The 23,896-nt window shown below is 68.2% G+C and carries 23 protein-coding genes; 16 read left to right on the plus strand and 7 right to left on the minus strand.

The features are described from left to right. The first annotated feature begins 31 nt into the window (after window positions 1–31). The 8 genes from N801_RS06130 to N801_RS06165 all read left to right on the plus strand — a co-directional run bounded on the left by N801_RS06130 (window position 32) and on the right by N801_RS06165 (window position 7,994). Window positions 32–958, plus strand: coding sequence for an SDR family NAD(P)-dependent oxidoreductase (locus tag N801_RS06130; RefSeq protein WP_035934877.1), 927 nt, complete (start codon window positions 32–34; stop codon window positions 956–958). Continuing rightward, the gene (locus N801_RS06135) at window positions 955–2,187 is read left to right on the plus strand and encodes an OB-fold domain-containing protein (RefSeq protein WP_035934878.1); all 1,233 of its coding nucleotides are present in this window, start codon (window positions 955–957) and stop codon (window positions 2,185–2,187) included. The genes N801_RS06130 and N801_RS06135 overlap by 4 nt, the downstream gene beginning before the upstream one ends. Next, complete coding sequence (locus N801_RS06140) at window positions 2,184–3,344, plus strand: thiolase C-terminal domain-containing protein (RefSeq protein ID WP_035934879.1); 1,161 nt, start codon at window positions 2,184–2,186, stop codon at window positions 3,342–3,344. Before N801_RS06135 ends, N801_RS06140 begins: the two co-directional genes overlap by 4 nt. A 5-nt stretch (window positions 3,345–3,349) precedes the next feature. Next, window positions 3,350–3,805, plus strand: coding sequence for a Zn-ribbon domain-containing OB-fold protein (locus N801_RS06145; protein WP_035934889.1), 456 nt, complete (start codon window positions 3,350–3,352; stop codon window positions 3,803–3,805). After that, window positions 3,802–4,992, plus strand: coding sequence for a thiolase family protein (locus N801_RS06150; RefSeq protein ID WP_035934892.1), 1,191 nt, complete (start codon window positions 3,802–3,804; stop codon window positions 4,990–4,992). Before N801_RS06145 ends, N801_RS06150 begins: the two co-directional genes overlap by 4 nt. 62 nt (window positions 4,993–5,054) lie before the next feature. Next, window positions 5,055–5,582 (plus strand): MaoC family dehydratase, encoded by a 528-nt coding sequence (locus N801_RS06155; protein ID WP_281175670.1) that lies wholly within the window; start codon window positions 5,055–5,057, stop codon window positions 5,580–5,582. Next, window positions 5,575–7,221: a class I adenylate-forming enzyme family protein gene (locus N801_RS06160; protein ID WP_035934894.1), complete on the plus strand. Its 1,647-nt coding sequence runs from the start codon at window positions 5,575–5,577 to the stop codon at window positions 7,219–7,221. Before N801_RS06155 ends, N801_RS06160 begins: the two co-directional genes overlap by 8 nt. Next, window positions 7,218–7,994 (plus strand): SDR family NAD(P)-dependent oxidoreductase, encoded by a 777-nt coding sequence (locus tag N801_RS06165; RefSeq protein ID WP_035934904.1) that lies wholly within the window; start codon window positions 7,218–7,220, stop codon window positions 7,992–7,994. The genes N801_RS06160 and N801_RS06165 overlap by 4 nt, the downstream gene beginning before the upstream one ends. A 69-nt stretch (window positions 7,995–8,063) precedes the next feature. On the opposite strand, the gene N801_RS06170 is transcribed toward N801_RS06165, so the two are convergent. Beyond that, window positions 8,064–8,711, minus strand: coding sequence for a TetR/AcrR family transcriptional regulator (locus N801_RS06170; RefSeq protein WP_035934906.1), 648 nt, complete (start codon window positions 8,709–8,711; stop codon window positions 8,064–8,066). Window positions 8,712–8,927: 216 nt separating this feature from the next. Here N801_RS06170 and N801_RS06175 point away from each other — a divergent pair, with 216 nt between their 5' ends. Then, on the plus strand, window positions 8,928–10,148 hold the full coding sequence (locus tag N801_RS06175) for an amidohydrolase family protein (protein WP_052112669.1): 1,221 nt from the start codon (window positions 8,928–8,930) through the stop codon (window positions 10,146–10,148). A gap of 59 nt (window positions 10,149–10,207) precedes the next feature. Here the strand turns inward: N801_RS06175 and N801_RS06180 are convergent, their stop codons facing one another. Continuing rightward, entirely contained in the window at window positions 10,208–11,005 is a 798-nt protein-coding gene (locus N801_RS06180; protein ID WP_035934908.1) for a FadR/GntR family transcriptional regulator, read from the minus strand. Window positions 11,006–11,078: 73 nt separating this feature from the next. Continuing rightward, entirely contained in the window at window positions 11,079–11,942 is an 864-nt protein-coding gene (locus N801_RS06185; RefSeq protein WP_084108339.1) for an acyl-CoA thioesterase, read from the minus strand. A 79-nt stretch (window positions 11,943–12,021) separates the two neighbouring features. Here N801_RS06185 and N801_RS06190 point away from each other — a divergent pair, with 79 nt between their 5' ends. Continuing rightward, complete coding sequence (locus N801_RS06190) at window positions 12,022–12,528, plus strand: DoxX family protein (protein ID WP_035934916.1); 507 nt, start codon at window positions 12,022–12,024, stop codon at window positions 12,526–12,528. Here the strand turns inward: N801_RS06190 and N801_RS06195 are convergent. Continuing rightward, window positions 12,518–13,390 (minus strand): acyl-CoA thioesterase, encoded by an 873-nt coding sequence (locus tag N801_RS06195; protein ID WP_035934919.1) that lies wholly within the window; start codon window positions 13,388–13,390, stop codon window positions 12,518–12,520. The two genes, N801_RS06190 and N801_RS06195, sit on opposite strands and share 11 nt — an antisense overlap. 112 nt (window positions 13,391–13,502) lie before the next feature. Here N801_RS06195 and N801_RS06200 point away from each other — a divergent pair, with 112 nt between their 5' ends. The 4 genes from N801_RS06200 (at window position 13,503) to N801_RS06215 (ending at window position 17,441) form a co-directional block, all read left to right on the plus strand. Next, window positions 13,503–14,663, plus strand: a complete 1,161-nt coding sequence (locus N801_RS06200; RefSeq protein ID WP_035934920.1) for a thiolase family protein — start codon at window positions 13,503–13,505, stop codon at window positions 14,661–14,663. A 62-nt stretch (window positions 14,664–14,725) separates the two neighbouring features. Beyond that, window positions 14,726–15,490 carry a crotonase/enoyl-CoA hydratase family protein gene (locus tag N801_RS06205; protein ID WP_035934927.1) on the plus strand — a complete coding sequence of 255 codons (765 nt, stop codon included), beginning with the start codon at window positions 14,726–14,728 and terminating at the stop codon, window positions 15,488–15,490. 131 nt (window positions 15,491–15,621) lie between these two features. Then, the gene (locus N801_RS06210; protein WP_035934930.1) at window positions 15,622–15,930 is read left to right on the plus strand and encodes a hypothetical protein; all 309 of its coding nucleotides are present in this window, start codon (window positions 15,622–15,624) and stop codon (window positions 15,928–15,930) included. A gap of 11 nt (window positions 15,931–15,941) precedes the next feature. Continuing rightward, window positions 15,942–17,441 (plus strand): class I adenylate-forming enzyme family protein, encoded by a 1,500-nt coding sequence (locus N801_RS06215; RefSeq protein ID WP_035934932.1) that lies wholly within the window; start codon window positions 15,942–15,944, stop codon window positions 17,439–17,441. A 6-nt stretch (window positions 17,442–17,447) separates the two neighbouring features. Here N801_RS06215 and N801_RS06220 read toward each other — a convergent pair whose 3' ends face one another. Continuing rightward, on the minus strand, window positions 17,448–18,827 hold the full coding sequence (locus N801_RS06220) for an amidohydrolase family protein (protein WP_035934935.1): 1,380 nt from the start codon (window positions 18,825–18,827) through the stop codon (window positions 17,448–17,450). Then, the gene (locus N801_RS06225; protein WP_052112670.1) at window positions 18,824–20,065 is read right to left on the minus strand and encodes a CoA transferase; all 1,242 of its coding nucleotides are present in this window, start codon (window positions 20,063–20,065) and stop codon (window positions 18,824–18,826) included. The genes N801_RS06220 and N801_RS06225 overlap by 4 nt, the downstream gene beginning before the upstream one ends. Window positions 20,066–20,161: 96 nt before the next feature. On the opposite strand from N801_RS06225, the gene fgd reads away from it, so the two are divergent. Together fgd and N801_RS06235 are read left to right on the plus strand one after the other, a co-directional pair. Beyond that, entirely contained in the window at window positions 20,162–21,193 is a 1,032-nt protein-coding gene (gene fgd / locus N801_RS06230; RefSeq protein ID WP_035934938.1) for a glucose-6-phosphate dehydrogenase (coenzyme-F420), read from the plus strand. Between the two features lie 44 nt (window positions 21,194–21,237). Further along, on the plus strand, window positions 21,238–22,359 hold the full coding sequence (locus N801_RS06235; protein WP_245618243.1) for a CaiB/BaiF CoA transferase family protein: 1,122 nt from the start codon (window positions 21,238–21,240) through the stop codon (window positions 22,357–22,359). 206 nt (window positions 22,360–22,565) lie between these two features. Here N801_RS06235 and N801_RS20960 read toward each other — a convergent pair. Next, window positions 22,566–23,896, minus strand: a 1,331-nt coding sequence (locus N801_RS20960) for a hypothetical protein (RefSeq protein WP_169744211.1), incomplete at its 5' end; no start/stop codon positions are given.

A 23,896-nucleotide genomic window follows, 5' to 3' on the forward strand; every position in this document is an offset into this window, starting at 1 on the left:
GTCGCTGATGGTCCAACAAAGGAGTTCCGGCATGGCACAAGCGCGTCTGCTCGAGGGTCGAGTCATCATGGTGACCGGCGCCGGGCGTGGCTTGGGACGAAGCCACAGCCTTGAGCTCGCGGCGCACGGAGCAACGGTCATCGTCAACGATCTCGGTGTGGGACTGGGGGGAGAACGGTCCGACGACGATCCTGCCCAAGAGGTCGTGGACACGATCACGAGCTCTGGTGGAAAGGCCGCCCTGGCCCCCGGTTCCGCGAGTGACTGGGACGCCATGGCGGCGGCCGTGGCCACGACCGTCGACTCCTTCGGCCGGCTCGACGGAATCGTCAACAACGCGGGGATCCTGCGTGACGCGACGATCACCAACATGAGTGAGAAGGACTGGGACGCTGTCCTCGACGTGCACCTCAAGGGGACGTTCACGTTGACCCGCCACGCGTGCGAGTACTGGCGGGCCGAGCACAAGGCTGGACGCCCTGTCGCTGGCCGCATCGTCAACACCACCTCCGGTGCGGGTCTGGCGGGCAACGTCGGGCAGGCCGGCTACTCGGCGGCCAAGGCCGGGATCATCGCGCTCACGCAGGTCACGGCCATGGAGGGCTCGCGCTACGGCGTGACCGCCAACGCCATCTCCCCGATCGCCGCGACCCGGATGATGGCCAGTGCGGGCATCGCAACCTCGGACACCGATGGATGGGACCCGCTCGATCCGGCCAACGCCTCGCCCGTGGTCGCGTGGCTGTGCTCCGAGGCGTCCGGGTGGATCACGGGCCAGGTGCTGCGCATCGACGGCAGCCGGCTCATCGCGATGGAAGCGTGGAGCACGGGTCGCTCCCACGTCGCCAAGACGGGAGAGCGTCTCGATGCTGCCGAGCTGGACCTTGGTATGCGACGGGCGCTGGGTGCGTTCCCCGGTGGTCTTGCCGCTCTCGGCTCTCCCGCGGTGTCCCGATGAGCACCCTGCGGGGTGTGGGCACCTATCTTCCCGTGTGGGAGAACGCCGGTCGTCGTGTCGTGGGCCGGGACGAGGATGCGCTGACCCTCGCCGTTGCGGCGGGCCGCGCGCTCATGGACGGACTGCGATCCGGCTCGGTCACGGGTGACGACGGTGACGACGTCAGGCAGGTGGTGCTCGTGAGTCGAGACCTGCCCCTCGCCGAAGGCGGCAACTCCGCGGCGCTTCTCGCGGGCCTGGGCCTGGCCGATACCACCCCGGTCGTGGAGCAGGTGGGTGGAGCGCCGGCCGTCCTCGACGCCGTCGTCAGCGCGGCGTCTGGAACGCTCGTTCTGGCCGCGGATCTCGAGCCGGCGGGAGCGGGCGCGGTGCTCATCGGAGCCGAGGACGCTGACGGAGCCGAGGGCTCCGTCAGCCTCCGGGTGCTCGGGCGCGTCACGGGCAGCCTGCCGATCACGAGTCGTGGTCGCGACGGGGAGCGCTGGGACTACGACGACTCGCGCTTGTTGTTCGAGCGTGGCACCAAGAAGGCGTTGTCGGCGCTGGCCCTCGAGACTCCACCGACGCTCGTCGCCGGCCTGTCCGCGAAGCCGGCGGGTCAGGTCTCCGGTGGTCGAGCGCCGTCCCTGCCCACGCTCGGTGGCAGCTCGACCGTGTTCGCGCTTGCCGCCGCCACCGCGGGAGACGTCCTCGTGGCAACTGAGCAGGGGAGCGCGGTGGCCGCGACCATCCTGGGAAGCCCGCGGGTCCACCGCGACGAGCCGTCGCCAAGGCCGCTCGCTCGCACCCGCTCCACACCCGGACCCGACATCGGAATCTCACTGCCGGCGTACGAGCGTGCCTTCGCCGCCAAGGTGCGTTGGGAGGCAGGGAGCTGCGACGCCTGTGGTCAGCTGGCCATGCCGCCTCGGCGTCGCTGCACGGCGTGCGGGTCCGAGGAAGGCTGGTCACTCTCACCGCTGCCGCGCAGCGGTGAGGTCTACACCAAGGTGGACATCCACGTTCCCGTCCCCGGGCGAGAGACACCGTATTCACTGGCCATCGTCCAGCTCGACGACACCGACGTCCGGACCCTCGTCACGGTGACGGGCGTGCCCGCTGGCGCCGTCGACATCGGGGACCGCGGACGGTTGGTGCTCCGCCTCGTGGATGTGCGGTCGGGAGTGCCCGACTACGGACACGCACTCCTGCCAGACCTGACCGACCAGCCACAAGGAGAGAGCGCATGAGGCGAGTCGCCATCGTGGGTGCCGGGATGACGCCCTTCAAGGAGCACTTCGACCTCGGGATCAAGGACCTTGTCCCGATGGCAGTCAGTGAGATGGCCGGCAGCGTCGACAAGGGGCTGGACCGGGCGGACATCCAGGCTGCTTGGTTCGGCGAGCTCACGACGACCGACGGGTTCCCTGCGGGGATCCTCGCGGACTCCTGTGACCTCATGGACATTCCTGTGACCCGTGTCGAGAACGCGTGTGCCACCGGCAATGACGCGGTGCGAAACGCCACGTATGCCGTGGCCTCGGGAGCCTTCGACGTCGTCCTGGTGGTGGGTGCCGACAAGGTGCGTGAGTCGTCGTCCAGGTCTACGTTCTGGGAGTGGGCCAAGCTCACCCGCGATGTCGCGTGGGACTATCCGGTCGGCCTCGTGGCGCCCGCCAACTTCGCACTTCATGCTGCGCGCTACCTCCACGAGTCGCCGGCCACGCGCGAGCACATGGCCATGGTGGCAGTGAAGAACCACAAGCACGCTGTGCCCAACCCGAAGGCGCAGCTGCGCTACGAGATCACCGTGGAGCAGGTCCTCAGTGCGCCGATGGTCGTGGCACCCTTCGGCCTGCTCGACTGCACGCCGCAGAGTGACGGGGCTGCGGCGCTGCTGGTGGTCTCCGAAGACGTTGTCGAGCAGTACACCGACCATCCCGTGTGGGTGCGTGGCGTCGGTTTGGGGCTCGATCGAGTGATGCACCAGCACAAGGCGGACATGACCTCCTTTCCGGCCACCGTGAAGGCTGCGAGGGCGGCGTACGCGATGGCCGGCATCGGTCCGCAGGACATCGACCTGGCGGAGGTTCACGACTGCTTCTCGGCGGTCGAGCTGATCTCGTACGAAGACCTCGGCTTTACGGACAGGTTTGGCGCAGCGGCGTACGTGGCCAGTGGGGCCACGACGGTCGGCGGCGCTCGGCCGGTCAATGCCAGTGGAGGGCTCAAGGCCAAGGGCCACCCTCCGGGCGCGACCGGCGTGGCCCAGTGTGTGGAACTGTTCGAGCAACTGCGCGGGCATGCTTCCAACCAGGTCGACGGCGCCACGACGGCACTGGCCCACAACATCGGCGGCCCCACCGCAGTCTCCGCCGTCACCGTGCTCTCCAGCGAGAAGGGCTGACCCTGATGAACGCCTACACCCGACCGGACTTCCGCCTCCCCCCGCAGCCGACGGCCGAGTCGGCCGCTTTTTGGACCGGCGGCGAGCGCGGGAAGCTGCTCGTCATGCGGTGCCGTGCCTGCGGCCACTTCTTCCACCCGCCCGCGCCTGTCTGCTTCCGCTGCCGCAGCCTCGACGTCGCCCCCGAGGCGACGTCGGGACGTGGCACGGTGGCGGCCTTCACCGTGAACCAGCAGCAGTGGTTGCCGGGGCTGCCGCCGCCCTACGTGGTCGCCATGATCGAGCTCGCCGAGGACCACGATGTTCGCGTCACGAGCAACGTGGTGGACGTCGACCCGAAGGACCTGCGGGTGGGGCTGCCGGTCGAGGTCTTCTTCGAGGAATGGGGTGAGGGCGAGGATCGCGTGTGGATCCCCCTCTTCCAGCCGGCAACGGACACGCACGAAGGAGAGCTGGCATGAGTCGCGGAGGACCTTTCGAGGGCAAGGCAGTTCTCACCGGGGCAGGCAAGTCCCAGGTGGGGCGTCGCCTGGGCCGGACCGGGCTTGACCTCACCGTCGAGGCGTGCCTCCGCGCCATCGAGGACGCCGGGCTCAGCGTCGATGACATCGACGGGGTCGCGAGCTACCCGGGCGGGGGCGTGCCCCAGCCCGGCTTCTCGGGTGCCAGCACCCATGAGCTTCAGAACGCGTTGGGCATTCGCGCCACTTGGTACATGAGCGGAGCCGAGACGGCCGGCCAGATCGGCCCGGTCATCGAGGCCTGCATGGCCGTCGCACTCGGCCTGGCCAACCATGTCGTGGTCTTCCGCTCCGTCTGGGAGTCGACGGCCCAGGCCTCAGGCAACCGCGCTTCCGTGCTCAGTGGTGGTGGCAAGGCTGCCGGGCACCTCGAGTACTTCGGACCGTTCGGCGCGGTCTCCCCATCGAGCTGGCTCGCGATGCCGGCCCAGCGCTACATGCACGACTTCGGACTCACCCGGGAGCACCTCGGCGCCATCGCCATCAACGCGCGCGCCCACGCCGGGCGCAACGCCGATGCGGTCTACCGGGACCCCCTGACGATGGAGGAGTATCTCGGCTCCAGGATGATCTCCGAGCCCTTCTGCCTCTACGACTGCGATGTGCCCTGTGACGGCGCGACGGCAGTGATCGTCTCCCGTCGCGACGCCACCAGTGGGCTGGCCCACCCAGCGCTGACGGTCGAGTCCGTGGGCACAGGAATGCTGGAGCGCGCAACCTGGGACCAGCGACGCGACCTCACGACCATGGCCGCCCATGACGCTGCGGCAACGATGTGGCAGCGCACCACCCTCACGGCGAAGGACGTCGACCACGCCGAGCTCTACGACGGGTTCAGCTATCTCACGGTCACCTGGTTGGACGCCCTCGGGTTCTTCCCCCATGGTGAGGCCGGCCAGTTCATCGGTGCGGGGGAGCGGTTCGGGCTGGATGGTTCGCTGCCGCTCAACACCAGTGGCGGACAGCTCTCCGGCGGTCGGCTGCACGGACTCGGGTTCCTCCACGAGGCCTGTGTCCAGCTGTGGGGGGAGGGCGGCGACCGTCAGGCCACCAACAGTCCTGAGGTGGCAGTGGTCGCCGTCGGAGGTGGACCAGTCGCAGGTTCCCTCCTGCTCAGCACCCACTGACGGTCCCCATGTACTTCGCCCATCCCGCAGCCCAAGCCATCAAAGGAGCCCTTGTGCCGGACGTGATCGACCCTGCCACCGCACCCTCGAACGTCACCGTCTATCGGGGGGTCGACGACCTGTCCGCCGCAGTGGGTGTCGAGCTCGGCCCCACCGACTGGCTCACCATGACCCAGGACCGCATCGACGCGTTTGCCGATGCGACCGAGGACCACCAGTGGATCCACGTCGACCCGTCACGGGCGTCCGAGAGCCCCTACGGCGCCACCATCGCGCACGGCTTCCTCACCCTGTCGCTGGTTCCGCACTTCATGAGCTCGCTGCGTCGGTTCGATCGCGTACGTATGGGTCTCAACTACGGGCTCGACAAGGTCCGCTTCCCTGCCGCCGTGCCCAGCGGGGCTCGACTCCGGGGGCGGATGCGACTTGACGGCGTGGAACCGCTGCCCAGCAACGGCGTTCAGCTCACCACGACCATCACCATCGAGGTCGAGGGCAACGCCAAGCCGGCATGCGTCGCCACCCTGGTCAGTCGCTACTCCTTCCACGACACCGCCGAGGGCGACGACAGGAGCCAGAGCGATGACTGACACCACCGTTGTCCCCCCGACACCGCACGACCCGCGGACCGTCAAGCCCGCAGACTGGACGTGGCTCATTCGTGGCCGGAGCTGGTGCGGACTCATCGCCGAGCGTGCGGCCACCTCCCCGGACGAGCGCTTCCTGCTCGACGAGCACGGTTCCGAGATCACCTTCGGCGCGTTCGAAGCGCGGGTCGAGCGCGTCGCGGCAGCCTTGGCCGAGCGGGGAGTCGGACCCGGTTCCGTCGTGGCCTGGCAGCTTCCGACCCGGATCTCCTCGGTGCTCGTGATGGCGGCCCTGCGTCGTCTCGACGCGGTACAGGCCCCGATCATCGCGCTCTACCGGGAGCGCGAGGTGACAGCCTCCCTTGCCGCGGTCGACCCGCAGTTCTTCCTCGTCCCGGGCGAGTGGGCCGGATTCTACTTCTCCGCCATGGCGGCCTCCATCGCCGAGGGCGGAGGGCCCAGCCCGACGGTGATCGAGATCGGCCTCGAGCCGCCCGAACTCGAGGACACCTCCGCGCTGCCGCGTCTGCCCGACTCCGACGAGGACGGCCAGCAGGTCAGGTGGATCTACTTCACGTCGGGCTCGTCCGGCGTACCGAAGGGAGCTCGACACACCGACTCCACCATCCTGACCGGGGCCACCTCCTTCGCGGGCATCGGGCGAATGGGCACCCGGCCCGACGAGGTGTCGGCCATGGTCTTCCCCGTGGCACACATCGGTGGTGCGCTCTACGTGATCACCAGCCTCGCCGCGGGCTTCCCCGTCCTCGTGCTCGAAGCCTTCAACCCGCCGCAGGTGGTCGCGGAGTTCCGGAAGCACCACGTCACCAGCACCGGCGGCGCACCGGCGATGTACGCAGGGCTCATCGCCATGGCGAAGTCATCGCCGGAGCCGCTGTTCCCCGATCTCACCCTGCTCAAGGGAGGGGGAGCGGCCTCACCGCCGGAGTACTTCGACCACGCCAAGGACGTCCTCGGCGTGGTCATCGCGCACGACTACGGCATGACGGAGGTCTCGATGATCGCCGTTGCTGACCCGTACACCGATCCCGACATCCTTCGGCAGACCGACGGCATGGTGATTCCCGACAACGAGGTCCGCCTCGTCGACCTCGACGACCAGCCGGTCACCCAGGGTGACGACGGTCTCGTTCAGGTTCGTGGCGGATCCGTCTGCAAGGGCTACACCGACCCCACCAAGGACGCCGAGAACTTCACCGAGGATGGCTGGTTCCGCACAGGGGACCTCGGCCGCCTCCACCCCAGCGGTCACATCGAGGTCATCGGTCGGATCAAGGAGATGATCATCCGCAAGGGAGAGAACATCGCTCCGATGGAGATCGAGGAGCTGCTCAGCAGGCATCCCTCCGTGGGCGAGGTCGCGGTGATCGGGCTCCCCGACGAGACGCGTGGGGAGCGGGTCTGCGCCGTGGTCGTCCCGACCGACGGTGACGAGCCGCCCACCTTGGCCGACCTCACGGCATACCTGCTCGAGGCAAAGCTGATGAAGCAGAAGCTCCCGGAGCAGCTCGAGATCGTGTCCGAGCTGCCCCGCACGGGCCTGTCCAAGGTGGCCAAGGCCCGGCTCCGTTCGCAGTTCGGCGAACCGAGCAATCAGAGCAATGAAGGAGTCAACGCGTGAAGACGAATTTCAGTGGGGATGTCGCCATCGTGACTGGTGGCGCTGGCGGCCTCGGCGAGGCCTCGGTCCGTGCCCTGGTCAACGCCGGATGCGCAGTGGTCATCGCCGACATGAACGACGAGAAGGGTGAAGCGCTGGCCGCCGAGCTCGGTGACGACGTGCGCTACGTCCGCACCGACGTCCTGGACGATGATGCCGTCGGCGCAGCCATCAAGGCTGCAGCCTCCTTGGGAACACTCCGGTACGCCGTGACCTCACACGGTGGCTTCGGCGTGGCCGACCGCGTCGTCAACCGCGAGGGAACCCCGGCGCCACTCGACGGCTTCCGCAAGACGGTCGACCTCTACCTCACGGGGACCTACAACGTTCTGAGGCTGGTCGCCGCGGCCGTCGCCGCCGCCGAGCCCAACGAGGACGGTGAGCGCGGAGCCATCGTCACGACGGCGAGCATCGCCGCCTACGAGGGCCAGATCGGACAGACCTCGTATGCCGCGGCGAAGGCTGGCGTCGTCGGGCTCACCCTCGCTGCCGCCCGGGATCTCAGCGCCGCCGGTATCCGGGTCGTGTGCATTGCACCGGGCACCATGAGGACCCCGATCATGGAGTCGGTGGGACCCGACATGCTCGCCAAGTTCGAGGCGGCCGTCCCGTTCCCGAAGCGCCTCGGCAGGCCCGAGGAGTACGGCGGACTCGTGACGCACGCCCTGTCCAACCCCTACCTCAACGGCGAGGTCATCCGCCTCGACGGCGCCCAGCGTTTCGGTCCCCGCTGAACCTCGGGCTCGGCTGCGCAAGGGGCCCCTCAACGCATGTCGAGGGGGCCCCTTGCGGTCGGCGGCGGATCAGTCCCTGCCTGTTGACCGGTGGATGGTGGCAGCGATCGCGCGGATGACGTCCTCGCGGTCGACGCCCAGGTCCTGGACGGTCACGAGGTACCACGACCGGTCCAACGCCGCCAACATGGTCAGTCCGAGGGCCTCGGGCGCGGTCGTATGGTCCTTCTGGCGGGCACGGAGGTGCATGCCGAGCAGGAAGGACACCCTCAGCTGAAGCCGCTTGCTCTTGCTCCGCACGTCCTCGTCGTTGGGGCCGGACTGCGCGGAGGAGAAGATGAAGGCGCCGTGACGGTCCATGAAGGCGAAGTACGCCTCGACCCAGCTCACCACGTCAGCCATCGACGGGCGCTGGGGCAGGTCGTCCCAGAGGGCAATGACGGCGAGGATGTCGTCGTAGGCCGTCTGCCCGAGAAGGTTGAAGATCTCGCGCTTGTCCTTGAAGTACGTGTAGAAGCCTGCTCGCGAGATGCCGCACGCGTCGGTGATGTTGTTGATCCGGGTACCGGCGTACCCCTGCTCGAGGAACAGTCGCCGTGAGGCATCGAGGATCGCCTCTCGGGTGCGCTGCGCGCGCCAGCCGAGGGCCTCATCGCCGTCCGTGGCCGTGTCGTCGGCTCGCGACAGTGCAGGTTCGGTCACCCGGGGCGTGGTCATGGCATCTCCTCACGTCATCGCCGCGGATGGCCCGCGCAGGTTCATCATAGTTGACGCTTTTGTTCACGACGCGCAGCACGCCGTGGTGCCGCCCATCTGTGCACGCCACCAGCCTGGCCCCGCGGGGTCGACATGGGAGACCATCGGGGCTACAGTTCACTTATTGACGAAACCGTCAAATCGGTTCTTCGGAGCCGCGAGACCGAGAGGTGAGGGATGTCGACACATACCGAGACCACGCCGGCGAGTCCGGCCACGCCAGACGTGGACTACCCGATCTACGACGCTGACCAGCACTACTACGAGCCCGCCGACTGCATCAGCCGCCACCTGGACCCGAAGTACCGCCACATCGTGCGGTGGGCCGACATCGGCGGCCGCAAGACCGTGCTCATCAACGGGCGACAGCTCACGGTTGTGCCGAACCCGACCTACGACCCCGTCGCCGAACCGGGGTCACTGGAGACCTACTTCCGCTCGGAGAACTTCGAGGGCAAGGAGCTGCGGGACATGGTGACGATGCACAGCATCCAGCCGGAGTACCGCAACCGCGACGAGCGGGTCAAGCGTCTGGATGCGCAGGGTGTCGAACAGACGTGGCTCCTGCCGAGCTTCGGGCTCGGGATCGAGGAGATGCTCCAGGAGGACCCCGAGTCCACGGCCGCCATCTTCACGGCCTACAACCGTTGGCTGGACGAGGACTGGGGTTACGCCCGGGACAACCGCATCATCGCGCCCCCGATGATCACCCTGATCGACGCGCAGAAGGCCGAGGAGGAGGTGGATCGCGTTCTCGCCGCGGGTGCGCGGATGGTCATCCTCAAGGCCGGACCGGTCGCCAACCCGTACGGGCGCCCGCCGTCGCCGGCCGACCCGAAGTTCGACCGGATCTGGGCCAAGCTGGCCGAGTCCAACACGGTCGTCGTCATCCACGCCGGAGACGCGGGCTACACGAAGTTCCTCGCGGACTGGGGCGAGACCACTCGCTACACGGGGCTCAAGTCCTCGCCGCTCACCGAGGTCCTCTCGCTGGGGGTCGAGCGCCCGATCTTCGACATGATGGCCGCGATGGTGTGCCACGGGCTCTTCGACCGGCACCCGGCCCTCAAGGTCGCCACCGTCGAGCTGGGCTCGGCCTGGCTTCCGGACCTGCACCGCCGCCTGAAGGCCGCCTACGGCAAGACGCCGCAGCTGTTCCAGCGGGACCCGATCGAGTCGCTGCGCGAGCACGTCTGGATCGCCCCGTTCTACGAGGACAAGGTCGACCGGCTGCGCGAGGTCCAGGGGGCCGACCGCATCCTGCTGGGGTCGGACTGGCCGCACCCCGAGGGCCTGCCCACGCCGCGCAATGCCGTCGCCGACTTCGAGATCCTCGGCGCCGACGACATGCGCAAGGCGCTTCACGAGAACCAGAAGTCGCTCACCGGACCTGTGTGAGCTCCCGTGACGCGGTGACCTCTCCGAAGGGACGAGGTCACCGCGTCACCATCGGCACATCAGTGGAAGAGGTCGACGACTGGTCGGTCCTTGGGCTGCTCGGCGAAGATCTCCTTGGCCGCGCCCTCCATGTGCCGGCGCCAGTGTGACTCCGCCCCGCCCGCGTCCTTGGCCGCCAGAAGGACCACCATCTTCTCGTACGACCGAATCGTCCGCTTGAAGCCCGCAGTTGCTGAGCGGCCGACGGTGAGGCCGGTGGCGATGGTCTGCTGCAGGTGGGTTGCGACGATGTCTGCGAGCACCTCGCACTGCACCGCCAGCGTCTGGTTGCCGCAGCGCTCGAAGATCAGAACGTGGAACTGATAGGTGAGGTCGGACCAACGTGCCGGATCCGGGACGGCTTCCACGCCGGCCTCGACGAGGTGACTGAGGTCGGCGATGCAGGCCCGGAGGTCAGCCAGGTCGTCGTCGGTCCGTCGCTTGGCCAGCAGTTGCGCGCAGTACGGCTCGATGACCATTCGTGCCTCGTACACGTCGACGAGAGTGGTCGCGCGCAGCTGGAGGAGCAGGCCGACGTAGCGGGCGGCCACCGAGCTGTCCGGGGTCATCACCTGGGCTCCACCGCGAGATCCCCGGCGGACGGTGATCAGGGTTTCGGTCTCGAGGATGCGAAAGGCCTCTCGAAGCGTGGGTCGTGACACGCCGTACTGACCCATGAGCTGGACTTCGGGTGGCAGGGTCTCGCCGGGCGTGAGCTGCCCCTTGACGATCTGTCGTCGGAGATCGGTCGCGATCAGCTCCGCAGTCTTGGGTGCTCGCATGATCCGTCCGACCGGGGCGGCTGAAGTAGTGGCCATGGATGGGAGCCTACCCGTCAATCAGTAAGTTCATTCAGGTGTATTGAGCGGGCGAGTCGGTCACCCGTGCTTGTCATCCGGTCGGTCGGAACAGCGCCTGCTGGGCCAGGCTGACCGCCAGCGTGCCGTCCTCGGTGAACATCGAGCCGGTGTAAAGGCCTCGGCCGTGGGCGGTGCGGACGGGCTCCATGATGTTCAGCAGCCACTGATCGGCCGACACGTGCTGGTGGAACCAGACGGCGTGGTCGAGGCTGGCGCCGGTGGTGTTGCGCTCGTCGTGCAAGCGACCCAGCCCGCTCGAACCGTCTGACATGTAGGTGATCGCGCAGGCGTGCAGCAGTGTGTCGTCACCCAGGTCGCTCGTGCAGCGGGACCAGAAACGCTCGGGAAAGGGGAGTCTGGGCGTCAGTGGCTCCAGCAGTCCCCACTCATGGGCGAAGAGCCGTGGAACGGGGATCTGCTCACAGTCGGCGGGGAGGGGGGCGTGGGGCGCCTGGATGACCTGGTTCTGCGCCTCAGGTGCCGTGTGGTCCGCGCCGGTGAGGGCGAACGACATGACGGCGGTGAAGATCGCCTTCCCCTCCTGGCGCGCCACGACACGACGGGCTGAGTAGCTGCGGCCGTCGCGGTCGCGGTGCACCTCGAAGACTGTGGGGAGCTCGCAACGTCCGCTCCGCAGGAAGTAGCCGTGCAGTGAGTGTGGACTCCGAGCCGGGTCGACGGTTCGACCCGCGGCCAGCAGAGCCTGAGCTGCCACCTGTCCGCCATAGAGCCGGTACTCGTCCTCATAGGTGAAGTCCGCCCGGAACAGGTCCGGTTCGATCTCCTCGAGACTCATGACCTCGGTGAAGCCGACGCCGGCCACGAAGCTGGCCTGCGCCCGGACGTCTTCGGGGTCGCTTGTCTGCGCGGCCGCCAGGGCCTGGTCTGTAGGCATGGAGACAGTATAGTACAATCAGTTATCTGTATTATTGCATCGTGATGCTCGGCCAACGTTCGACCTCGGAGGCACCCTCATGGACACCGACCTCGCTCTCCTGATCCTCAGGCTGGCCCTGGGCCCCATGTTGGTTGCGCACGGGACCAACAAGGTGTTCGGGAGCGGAGGGCTCGCCGGCACTCAACGCTGGTTCGAGGCCCTCGGCCTCCGTCCGGCCTGGCTCCACGCTCGTGTGGCGGCCCTGACCGAGATCGGGGCGGGTCTGCTCCTGGCGTTCGGGCTCCTCACGGGCCTTGCCGCAATGGCCTTCGTGGCTTTGATGGTGGTGGCCATGCGAACCGACCACCGGGGCAAGGGCTACTTCGTCTTCAAGGGCGGGTGGGAGTACGTCCTCCTCGTCGCCATGGCGGCGGTCGCTCTTGCCGCCGGTGGGCCGGGTCGCTGGTCGGTGGACCGGGTCCTGGGGCTCGAGCTGGCGGGTCCGTGGTGGGCGCTGGTGGCGGCGGGTGGCGGGATCGCCGCCGCGGCACTCCTGCTGGCCACCTCCTTTCGGCCCTCGACCCGGGAGAATGTCACCGGGTGAGAGGCCGGACCACCCCTTCCTGCATCGTCGACGCGGTCAGGCGCCCGACCCGGTCGAAGATGTTCCCTCGGCACAACGACCTTCCATGACCAGACCAAGTTCCCTCCATGTCGTGCAGGAACCACTGGTCTGCCCGTGCTTCCTCGTGGAACCACACCGTGTGGTCGAGCGTGGCGAACATCAGCGCCCCGTCGGGGAAGCTTCGCGCATGGGGCCCCAGGCCGGTGGACAGCAGGAGCAGGTCGGCGAGGTACGTGAACGCTGCTGCATGCACCAGCGCGTCGTCGGGGAGCGGATCCGAAGCCCTCAGCCACAGCGACTGCCGGGGGTCGGTGGGCCGCCCGTCCCGCACACGTGCACGCACGGGCGGCTGGGGGAAGCGCAGGTCGACGGCTTGCCGGTCCCGCAACCATGTCACCCAGTCGAGCATGTCTTCGTCGCCGACGAAGGACTCGTCCGGGTCGAGGACCGACTCCACCGGGGCGCTTGCCAGGCGTGGGACCTGATGACTCAAGGGGCTGGCGTCACCAACATGGAACGAGGCGGTGAGGAGCAGGATGACCTCTCCCTGCTGGATGGCCTCGACCCGGCGTGTCGTGTACGAGCCGCCGTCCCGAGTGTCGTCGACCTTGTAGGTGACCTCTGCGTCAGCGCGGCCCGGGCGCAGAAAGTGAGCGTGGGCCGAGTGGATGTGCCGAGCCGGCGGAACGGTGCGGCCCGCGGCGAGGACGGCTTGACCCGACACCTCACCGCCGAACGCCCTGATCGGCATCGCGGTGCGCAGACGACCACGGAACAGCAGGGGCTCGAGCTGTTCCACGATGAGGATGTCCGTGAGGGGGTGGGCCAGAGGCGGTGTCACGTGGCCGAGTGTATTGAGTCACGCGCGCTCCACCTTGGCAGGACACAGTTCAATCATTAAACTGAATAGACTGCCCGACGACGGTCGGCGGGCCGTATCGAGGAGGTTCATCGTGTCCGCTCGTGACGCCGTCATCGTCGAGGCTGTCCGTACGCCAGTGGGTCGCAGGAACGGCGCCCTGTCCGGTCAGCACGCGGTCGAGCTGTCGGCCCACGTGCTGAAGGCATTACAGACCCGGACGGGCATAGACCCTGAGGTTGTCGACGACGTGATCTGGGGTGTCGTCAACCAGGTCGGAATGCAGGCGAACAACACGGCGCGCACGGCTGTGCTCGCGGCCGGTTGGCCCGAGTCGGTGCCCGGGACCACGATCGACCGACAGTGCGGCTCCTCCCAGCAGGCTGTCCACTTCGCCGCAGCCGGACTGATCTCCGGCCAGTACGACGTCGTCGTCGCCGGCGGGGTCGAGATCATGAGCACCGTCCCCATCGGCGCCTCCACGGCCGTGCGCGAGTACGGATCGCCGTCGCCCCGATCCGTCCTGGACCGCTACGGGATCGAGGGCTTCAACCAGGGCATCGGTGCCGAGATGATCGCTGACAAGTGGGGTCTGTCTCGCGAGAAGCTGGACGAGTTCTCTGCGGGCTCGCACGCGAAGCTGGCAGATGCCATTGACGGCGGCCGACTCGAGGCGCAGATCGCGCCGGTCGCCCTGGCGGACGGCAGCCTGTTCTCCGTCGACGAGGGCCTTCGGCGTGGCACATCGGTGGAGAGCCTCTCCGGGCTGAAGACCGTCTTCAAGGACGACGGCGTCATCCATGCTGGCAACGCGTCCCAGATCAGCGACGGGTCAGCTGCCGTGCTCATGATGACGTCCGCGAAGGCCGCTGAGCTGGGTCTCACCCCGATCGCCCGCTTCCACACGGGGGTCCTCGCCGGCGACGACCCGGTCATGATGCTCTCCGCGCCGATCCCGGCGACGCAGAAGGCTCTCCAGAAGTCAGGGCTTTTGATCGACGACATTGGTGCGTTCGAGGTCAACGAGGCCTTCGCATCTGTGCCGATGGCCTGGCTCGCGGAGACGGGCGCCGACCCGGCTCGACTCAACCCGAACGGCGGAGCCATAGCGATCGGCCACCCCTTGGGAGGTTCGGGGGCGCGTCTCATGACGCAGCTCGTGCACCACATGAGGGACCGGAACATTCGCTACGGCCTGCAGACGATGTGTGAAGGCGGAGGACTGGCCAACGCGACGATCCTCGAGCTGCTCTGATCCCGACCAACCCTGTCCGTGATCGGTTCGATGCCGGTCATCCCGAAGCCAAGGAGTTTTCCATGCCCGAGCAGGTCATCGTCGAAGCACTCGACGGCGTGCAGGTCATCACCATCAACCGCCCCGAGGCCAAGAACGCACTCAACCTCGAGGTGGCCGAGGCCGTCGCGGCTGCCGTCGACGAGCTGGACTCCCGTGATGACCTGAGGGTGGGGGTGCTGACCGGGGCCGGGGGAGTGTTCTCTGCGGGCATGGACCTCAAGGCATTTTTGCGCGGGGAGTCACCGGCCATCGAGGGGCGTGGACTGTGCGGCATCACCCAGACCCCTCCACGCAAACCACTCATTGGTGCCGTCGAGGGTTGGGCCCTCGCTGGAGGCTTCGAGCTGCTCCTCGCGTGCGACCTTGTCGTGGCCTCGGTGGAGGCGCAGTTCGGGGTGCCCGAGGTGAAACGTTCGCTGGTCGCCGGCGGTGGAGCCGCACTGCTGCTGGCCAAGCGTGTCGCGCCCGCGTTGGCGCTGGAGCTGCTCCTCACCGGCGAGCCGATCACTGCGGCGCGCGCTGCGGAGATCGGTTTGGTCAACCGGCTCGCACCAAGAGGTGAGGCGCTCAAGCATGCGCTGGAGCTCGCCGCCACCATTGCGGAGAACGGGCCGCTGGCGGTCGCCGCCACCAAGGCCATCGCAACCCGCTCCTCGGACTGGACCTGGGCGCAGGGATGGGCCGAGCAGGATGCCCTGATGATGCCTGTCTTCGCGTCCGCGGACGCGCGCGAGGGTGCCCAGGCCTTTGCCGAGAGGCGCCCTCCCGTGTGGACCGGTCGTTGAGCCGACCATCTTCGGAGCCCCGCTGGATCCCGTGGAGGGACGCTGAATCCGGCCGTCAGGCAAATCAGTGAACTGATATAGTGCTTTAGACTCGCGCCGAGATGGCGTACCCGGACTGCAAGGAGGCAGCCATGAAGCTGACGATCGGGAAGACGTTGGCCAGCGCCGTGGACGGTGCGACGGTCGTCGTGGTGAGAGCCACGGACGCGGATGTGGAGGTCACCTCCGGGGGTCTGGCCCTCTACGACCCGAAGTCCGAGGAGCCGCCCGCAGGAGACCCGAACCCCGAGCTCCTGGGCGGGACGCTGATCGGCAAGCGCTACGTCAACGCCGCCGACAACGTGGAGCTGCTGGCGACCAAGCCTGGCAAGGGCACTCTCGCCATCGATGGTGAGTCCTTGACCCTGCGCGACGCCAAGCCGTTGCCGGCGTCGGACTGAGGGTTCGAACGATGCACCTCACGATGCTCCTGGACATGGCTTGCGACGGCTTCGGCGACCGGGTGGTTGTTGGCCGTGTGTCCGACGGACTGACTCCGGCGGACCTCCGCCGGCGAGCCCGAGCGGGGGCTGCCCTGCTGCGCAGCCACCGGGCGGAGGCGCTGCTCTACGTCGCGGTCAACGGTCCTGCCTACCCCGTTGCCATGTTCGCCGCAGCCTTCGCCGGCGTGCCACTCGTTCCTGTGAACTACCGTCTGGGCGAGGAGCAGCTCGACTATCTGCTCAGCCAGCACCAGAACGCCCTCGTGGTCACCGCCCCTGAGTCCGTCGCCCACATGGGGCAGCTGGGCTTGACCGCTCTGACGACCGACGAGTGGCTCTCCGGCACCGATGTCGACGATGACGAGTCCGATCCCGAGTGGACCGAAGCCCCGGCCATCATCATCTACACCAGCGGGACCACCTCGAAGCCCAAGGGCGTGCTTCTGCGTCACGAGAACCTCGTCTCCTACGTCCTGGGTTCGGTCGAGTTCGCCGGGGCAGCCCAGGATGACGCGGCGTTGGTGAGTGTCCCGCCGTATCACATCGCGGCCGTCGCCAATGTTCTCAGCAACCTTTTCTCGGGTCGGCGCACACTCGTGCTCGAGCAGTTCACTCCGCAGGAGTGGCTTGGCCTCGTCCGAGACGAGCAGGTGACCAACGCGCTCGTGGTCCCGACGATGTTGGCCCGAATCGTCGGGTCGGACGGCGACCTCTCTGTACCGAGCCTGCGCAATCTCGCCTACGGCGGTGCCGCGATGCCGACCCGGATCATCGAGACCGCGCTGTCGCTGTGGCCAGAGGTGGGGTTCGTCAATGCGTACGGCCTGACGGAGACGTCGTCGACGATCGCCGTCCTCGGACCGGACGACCACCGCGCTGCCTTGGCCAGTGACGACCCGGCCGTGCGCGCTCGACTGGGCTCGACCGGGCGGGTGCTCCCCACCATCGATCTCGAGATCCGTGACCCCTTCGACGAGGTGCTCCCGACAGGCAGCGTGGGGAGGATCTGTGTGCGTGGTGATCAGGTGTCCGCCGAGTATGCCGGGATCGGCCGCGCCGTTGACGAGCGAGGTTTCTTCGACACCCGGGACAAGGGCTACCTCGATGAGGATGGCTATCTCTTCATCGGCGGCCGGGTCGATGACACCATCATCCGTGGCGGTGAGAACATCGCACCCGCCGAGATCGAGAACGTCCTGCTGGACCATGAGGACGTCGACGACTGTGCCGTCGTGGGGGTCGCGGACGACGAGTGGGGTCAGCGCATCGAAGCCGCCGTGGTGGCACGTCCAGGACGCACGATTGACCCTGAACAGCTGCGCCAGCACGTCCGCCTCCACCTGCGTGGCAGCAAGACGCCGGACCGCATTCACGTGATGGACGAGCTCCCGCGTACGGAGACCGGCAAGCTGGTGCGTCGGCGCGTCGTCACGGCGATTGCTGAAGCTGCAGAGGTGGTCGACGCCTGACCTTGGTCACTCGCCGCCGACCCAGTTCCGTCTGACCACGTCCGAGGAGCACGTCCTCAGCGCCTCGGACAGGGGCACGTGGAGAAGGCACAGATCGGCCTGTGCGCCTTCGGTCAGTTCACGTGCTTGCCCTCCCGGGTCGCCTGGCGGCGACAGGTAGCCCTGGAGTACCTTCGACGGCGTCACGCCCTGGTCGTCACCCACGCGCCTACCGCTGCGAGACAGCCGATCTCGCGCGGCCTGCATGGTGGCCCATGGATCCGGGGACGAGTAGGGCGCGTCGCTCGAGGGGGCGACGCGGATCGCGGCAGCGAGCAGAGCGGCATACGGGTAGAGATGCGGCACGTCGTGACTCTCGGCTTCAGCCAGGTAGTCGTCTCCGCGGTCCTGGAGGAATGCGGGCTGTGTGACCACGCGAAGGCCGAGCCGACCGATCCACTCGACGAGCTCGGGTGAAACCACGGACCCGTGCTCGATCCGGTCTCCCTCCATCGGCCCGACCAGCTCGATGGCAGCCAGCGTGAGCACCAGGGAGGCCCGGGTCACGCAGTGAACCGCGACCGGGCGACCAGCGGCGTGTGAGTCCGCGATCCGTTCTGCCAGAGTGTCCGGGTCCGGCAGCTGATGGTCGTGCAAGAGGAGCTTGAGCGGGCCGACCTGAGCCCATGTCTCGGTCCCACCGCTGGAGCCGGCGCCCAGAAGCATGAGCCGCAGCCGGTCCGGCCCGGCCGACAGGGCGCGTTGGAGATGTTCGACGACCGACGGGTCGAGATCAGGTGACGCATCGGTGACCCCCGTGAGACCGAGGCGTCGCAAACGGTGCTTCACCCCGGTGAGGTCGGGAAGGGCCGACGTCGCAACGGCCGTTCGGATCAGGTCGTCGCGGCGCCAGAAGCGGCCCGTTCGTCGCCCGACATCATCGCGCTCCACGCCCGGGTCGCCCACCGATCCCTGCGTCTCGGGCAGGTGTGAGAGGGCCTTGCTGTTGAGGATCCACAGGCCGCCACCTCGGTGCTGAACACGCACCGGCACATCGCTTCGCACTCGGTCGAGCGAGTCGCGGTCGAGCATCGAGAGGGAGTCGTGGTGCCCGATGGCCCGGATCCAGCCAGTGGCATCAGGCATCGCACGTCGCAGGGCCTCGGCCCACGGTCGCTTCGAGGACGTGAGGTCGACGGAGTCCATGGCGGCCGCCATGGCAAGGAGATGGACGTGGTGGTCGTGCAGGCCCGGGATGAGCGCTCCGCCCCTCCCGTTGACGATTTCCGCTGTCGTTGAGAGCGGTGCCAGCCCTGGTGCGATCTCGGCAAGACGTTGGTCGAGAACCCGCACGTCGGTACGCGTTCCGTGGACCTCGACATCGAGGAGGAGCGTCTCGTGGGTCACGGCGTTCGGCGTTCGGCGTTCGGGGTGGCAGGTTCCACATCGTCAGCGCACATCCGGGCGACGTCGTGCATGGACAGGTCCAGCAGCCAGGCCCGATCGCTCGTGAGAGCGGCCGTGACGGCCACGGCCGCGTGAACGCCGGCCAAGGGGTCCGCCAGGGCGTCACCAGCAGGCAGGGGGGCGTCTGACTGAGCGAGCAGTCCGGCCCCGGCGGCGATGTCGTCGCCGAACCCGACCCAAGGCGATTCCCGTCCGCGCGCCGTGATCGACAGCCATGTCGTGCCAGCGGCGACCACGTCGCCTGCATCGAGTCCGAGGTGTGCCAAAGCTCGAGGCCGGGACGCCTCAAGGACCACGTCCGCATCGTTGATGAGGGCGCGAAGGTGCGCCACACCCGCCCGTGCATGGAGGTCCAGGGACACCTGCTCGGATCCCCCGTTCAAGAGGTCGAAGAATGAAGGGCTCCCGGAACGAGCCCCGTCCGGCCGGTGGACGCTCTCGACCTTCACCACGTCGGCGCCGGCGCAGCGCAGGAGCCGGGCGCACAGCGGCCCTGCCCAGAGCGAGGTCAGGTCCACGACCCTGGGACGGCCCCCGCGCCGGGACGGGCTGCGACGTCCACCCGGGGTCGCCACCAGCCACGGCCTGGCCGGAAGGCCGTCGTGGACACCCACCGGCGCGGCCGGGATCCCGAGCAGCTGGAGGCGAGCCGCAGCCTCGACCGCGGGTCGGGTGCTCGACCAGGCCCGAAGAGCAGTCCACGCGTCGTCCTCCACTGGCCGCTCGAGGGCCGCCGGCAGAAGCTCGACGTCACTGGGGCGGGCCAAGGACACCGCGAGATGGCCGTGGGCGCACGGCACGATCGTCATGGCGCCGCCACAGGACCACGGAGCGTTGCGCGACAGACGCAGGTGCTCGGCACGCTCGCCCAACAGCTCGATCCCCGGAAGGGTGTCCGCGCCCGCGGGCGCGCTCGCACGCTGCAGGGCCCTGAGCCAGGCCAGTGCGGCTCGGACCGCCGACGCCGGATGACCTCGTGCGCCCAAGGGTCGTTCTGTGGGGTACCCCGTGAGGCTGCGTCCTCCCGACGTGGTCCAGTCCTCCTCGGGAGAGGGGGCCGAGTCGAGGTCGACATCCACCGTGACCGCGGGCCCGACCACGGGAGCCAGCGCGGCCACCATCCGGCGGGCATGCTGGCTCGCGACGCTTTGTCCCACGATGCCCTTGGCCAGACTCACCGCGTCATTCTGTCCCAAGACGCGACATCGTTCGCAATCAGATCAATCATTGAACTAATATGAGACGCATCGGACCACGCGAAGGAGCCTCACGACATGCGGATCGGGTACAAGGCTTCGGCGGAGCAGTTCTCCCCAGGTGAGCTGACGGCATACGCCATCCGGGCTGAGGAGCTGGGACTCGACTCCGTGACGGTCAGCGACCACTTCCAGCCGTGGCGCCTCAGCGGGGGCCACGCCCCGAACTCACTGACCTGGCTGGCCTTCGTCGCGGCACGCACCGAGCGGGTGCTGCTCGGCACCTCCGTGCTCACACCGACCTTCCGCTACAACCCTGCCGTCCTCGCGCAGGCGTTCGCCACGCTTGCCTGCCTGGCCCCCGAGCGGATCTTCCTTGGCGTCGGCAGTGGAGAGGCGCTCAACGAAATGGCGGTGGGGTCGGTCCCGGACGGGCAGTGGCCCGAGTTCAAGGAGCGGTTCGCCCGCCTTCGCGAGTCCGTCGAGCTGATGAGGAAGCTCTGGACGGACGAGTCAGTCACCTTCGACGGCACCTACTACCGGACCGTTGACGCGCGAATCTTCGACCGCCCTGACCGTCCGGTCCCGATCTACGTCGCAGCGGGCGGGCCGATGGTGGCCAGGTATGCCGGCCGGGTGGGTGACGGCTTCATCTGCACGTCCGGCAAGGGACGAGAGCTCTATGCCGACCAGCTCGTTCCAGCTGTCGCAGAGGGCCGCGCCAAGGGTGACCGGTCCGGACAGCCGATCGACCGGATGATCGAGATCAAGCTGTCGTGGGACCCTGACCCCGATCTGGCACTCGAGAACACGCGCTTCTGGGCGCCCCTGTCGCTCACGGCAGAACAGAAGCACACCATCGACAGCCCGGCCGAGATGGAGCACGTGGCCGACCGGCTGCCCCTCGAGCAGGTGGCCAAGCGGTGGATCGTCGCGTCCCGGCCTGAGGACGTCGTCGATGCGGTGCGGTTCTACACGGATCTCGGGTTCGACCACCTCGTCCTCCACGGGCCCGGCGCCGACCAAGGGCGGTTCCTCACCACGCTGGCGGACGAGGTCGTGCCCGGACTGCGCGAGCTGGTGCCGGCGCCGCTCGAAGCCGTCGCATGAGATCCCCGAGCGGCGGCCCTCCCCGGCACGGGCCCTTGGCGGGTGTGAAGGTCGTCGAGATTGCAGGCATCGGACCTGCTCCCTTCGCGGCGATGATCCTTGCCGAGCTCGGAGCCGAGGTGGTTCGGGTGGACCGGACAGCTCCCGCCAACAACGGTCTTGACCTCACCGGCGGCTTGGGGCGCAGCCGTCCGAGCATTGCGGTGGACCTCAAGTCCGATCAGGGCCCTGAGGTGGTGCTTCGGCTCGTCGAGCAGGCTGACATCCTCATCGAGGGGATGCGGCCTGGTGTCATGGAGCGGCTTGGGCTGGGCCCCGAGCCTTGTCTCGCGCGCAACCCGGCGCTCGTCTATGGCCGGATGACCGGCTGGGGCCAGGACGGCCCCTGGGCAGGCATGGCTGGCCACGACATCAACTACGCAGCCGTCTCGGGTGCGCTTCACCTCGTCGGCACCCAGGACCGGCCGGTGCCGCCGGTCAACGTTCTCGCCGATTTCGGTGGCGGGACGATGTACCTTCTGGTCGGTCTCCTCAGCGCGCTGCACTCTCGAAGGCAACATGGGAGGGGGCAGGTCGTGGACGCTGCCATGGTCGACGGTGCGGCCTCCCTCATCACGATGATCTACGCCATGCACGGGGTGGGCGCCTGGGAGGACCGACGTGGTGTGAACCTCCTCGACGGAGGCGCACCCTTCTATGACGTCTACGAGTGCGCGGACGGGAAGTTCGTCGCCGTGGGCGCCATCGAACCGGCGTTCTACCGTCTGCTCGTGGAGGCGCTGGGACTCCCGGATCTGGAGACCCAACAGATGGACAAAGCCCAGTGGCCGCGCCATCGGGACCTGATCGGCGCCCGATTTCGCAGCAGGACGCGCGACGAGTGGACGAGGGTGTTCGAGGGCACGGATGCCTGCGTTGCGCCGGTCCTGTCCCTGAGCGAGGCGCCTGAGCATCCACACCTGGCTCGTCGCGGCGTCTTCAGCACCGTGGGCCCAGCGCCGCAGCCGAGGGTCGCCCCTCGCTTCTCCGAGACCCCCGCCCTGGACCCCGTGCCGGAGCACGCGCCGGGCGCCGACACGGTCTCGACCCTGACGGACTGGGGATGGGCCAAGAGCGAGATCGAGGCGTTGCTGTCGGCCGGCACAATCACGCAACGCACGGACTGATCCGCCCGACCGGCTGCCCACTGACCGAGCTGAAGGATGGGGGCGGCCACTGGGTTGTGCAACCCACAGGGCGGGTCGAAACCGCCGCGCAGAACTGTCCTTGCGATGACAGGGTGATCTCGAGTGACGCTCAGAAATGACGTTCTTCCGTCGCCGGTCGCCCATCTCACCTACGGGAGAACCTGCCTCTCGCCGATTGCGAACGCTCAACAAAGACTGGCAGCGTGCGCTGGGGGCCGACGGAGCAGCTGGGTCGTGGCGCTTCGGGTGGCAAGGGCGGCCGCGTGCCAGGCAGCGTCGAGGTCCTTGATGTCGAAGTACCCGACGGTGACGTAGCGCCCCTTGAGACGGTCGTTGAGGCGCTCCGGCGAACCCTCGACTCGGCGTGCCGGTGCGTACAGGACCTTCCCGTCGGCTAGTGGCCGAAGGAAGGAGCGGGCGCCTGTCAGCCGGTGCCCGAGAGTGGTCATGGCATGCGCAAGGCTGTCCGTGGTGCGATCCCGCTCCTGCTCCGTGAACCCGCACGAACGAGCCCGCGTTTCTTCGAGGGCGAGGAAGAGCTCGCGGCTGGCCGTGATGAAGTCGGTGCTGGGCCTGACGAGCGTTGTCAGCCCGGGAACCCACGCCTTGTCCGCAGCCGCGAGGGCGTGCCCGGCTGCGACGAGGGGCGGCGTCGCGCCGTCCCGCCTCCGAGAAACGTCTGACTGGTCGGCGACTGCGGCGAGGGTGGCGGTCATGTGTGCGCCTTGGTTGACCAGCATGTGAAGTGAATGGGCGCTGGGGATGCGTGCTCGGAGTTCGACCTCACTGGCGAAGGCCCACGCGTTCATCGATCGATCGAGAGCCGTGTCGCCGACGTCGACGTCGGCCAGGGCTGGCAGGCCCCGAAAGGACAGGGGAGGGGTGGCCTGCAGCACCGGCTGCATTGCTGCCAGGGCAGCCTCGACATGCTTCCCAATGGCCAAGGGACGATCGGCGGCGACGAGAGGACCCCAAGCGAGGGTGTGACGGGCAACGACGGCCGCGGCCGCGAGCACGTGGGCCGTGTTGGTGGCGATCTCGCTCGTGTCTGGAACCTGCTGATACTCAAGGACATCGACCAGGTCAGCCAGGGCGCCGAGAGCGCAGGTGATGCGTGCGACCGGGTTCGGGTCGGTGGCATCAGGCAGGGCGATGCTCGTCGTTGCGTCCGATGTAGGCAGGAGCCGCAGTCCGCCGCGCCGAGGGAGTCCCACTCCGTGGGCCGAGAAAGGCGCACCCACCCGGGCCGCGTCCTCAGGTCGCACGGGTGCGTCAGCGACGGGTGAGCGCGGACGGGGCGGATAGCGGTCGACGAGCTCCCTGAGGATGTTCGCGCAGGGGTCGCCGCTTCCCACTCGCCTGCCCTGGTACCCAATGCTGCCGACGAGGAAGCGGTGCAGGGTGGCGTCGAATGCCTGCCACTGCTTCTGTGTGACCGGTTCGTCGGTCGATCGCACCTCTCGGGTGAGGACGGCGACTCGTTCGAGCAGCTGGTCGACGGTGATCATGCGGCACC

It is taken from the genome of Knoellia aerolata DSM 18566 (assembly GCF_000768695.1).
GTDB classification, from domain to species: domain Bacteria; phylum Actinomycetota; class Actinomycetes; order Actinomycetales; family Dermatophilaceae; genus Knoellia; species Knoellia aerolata.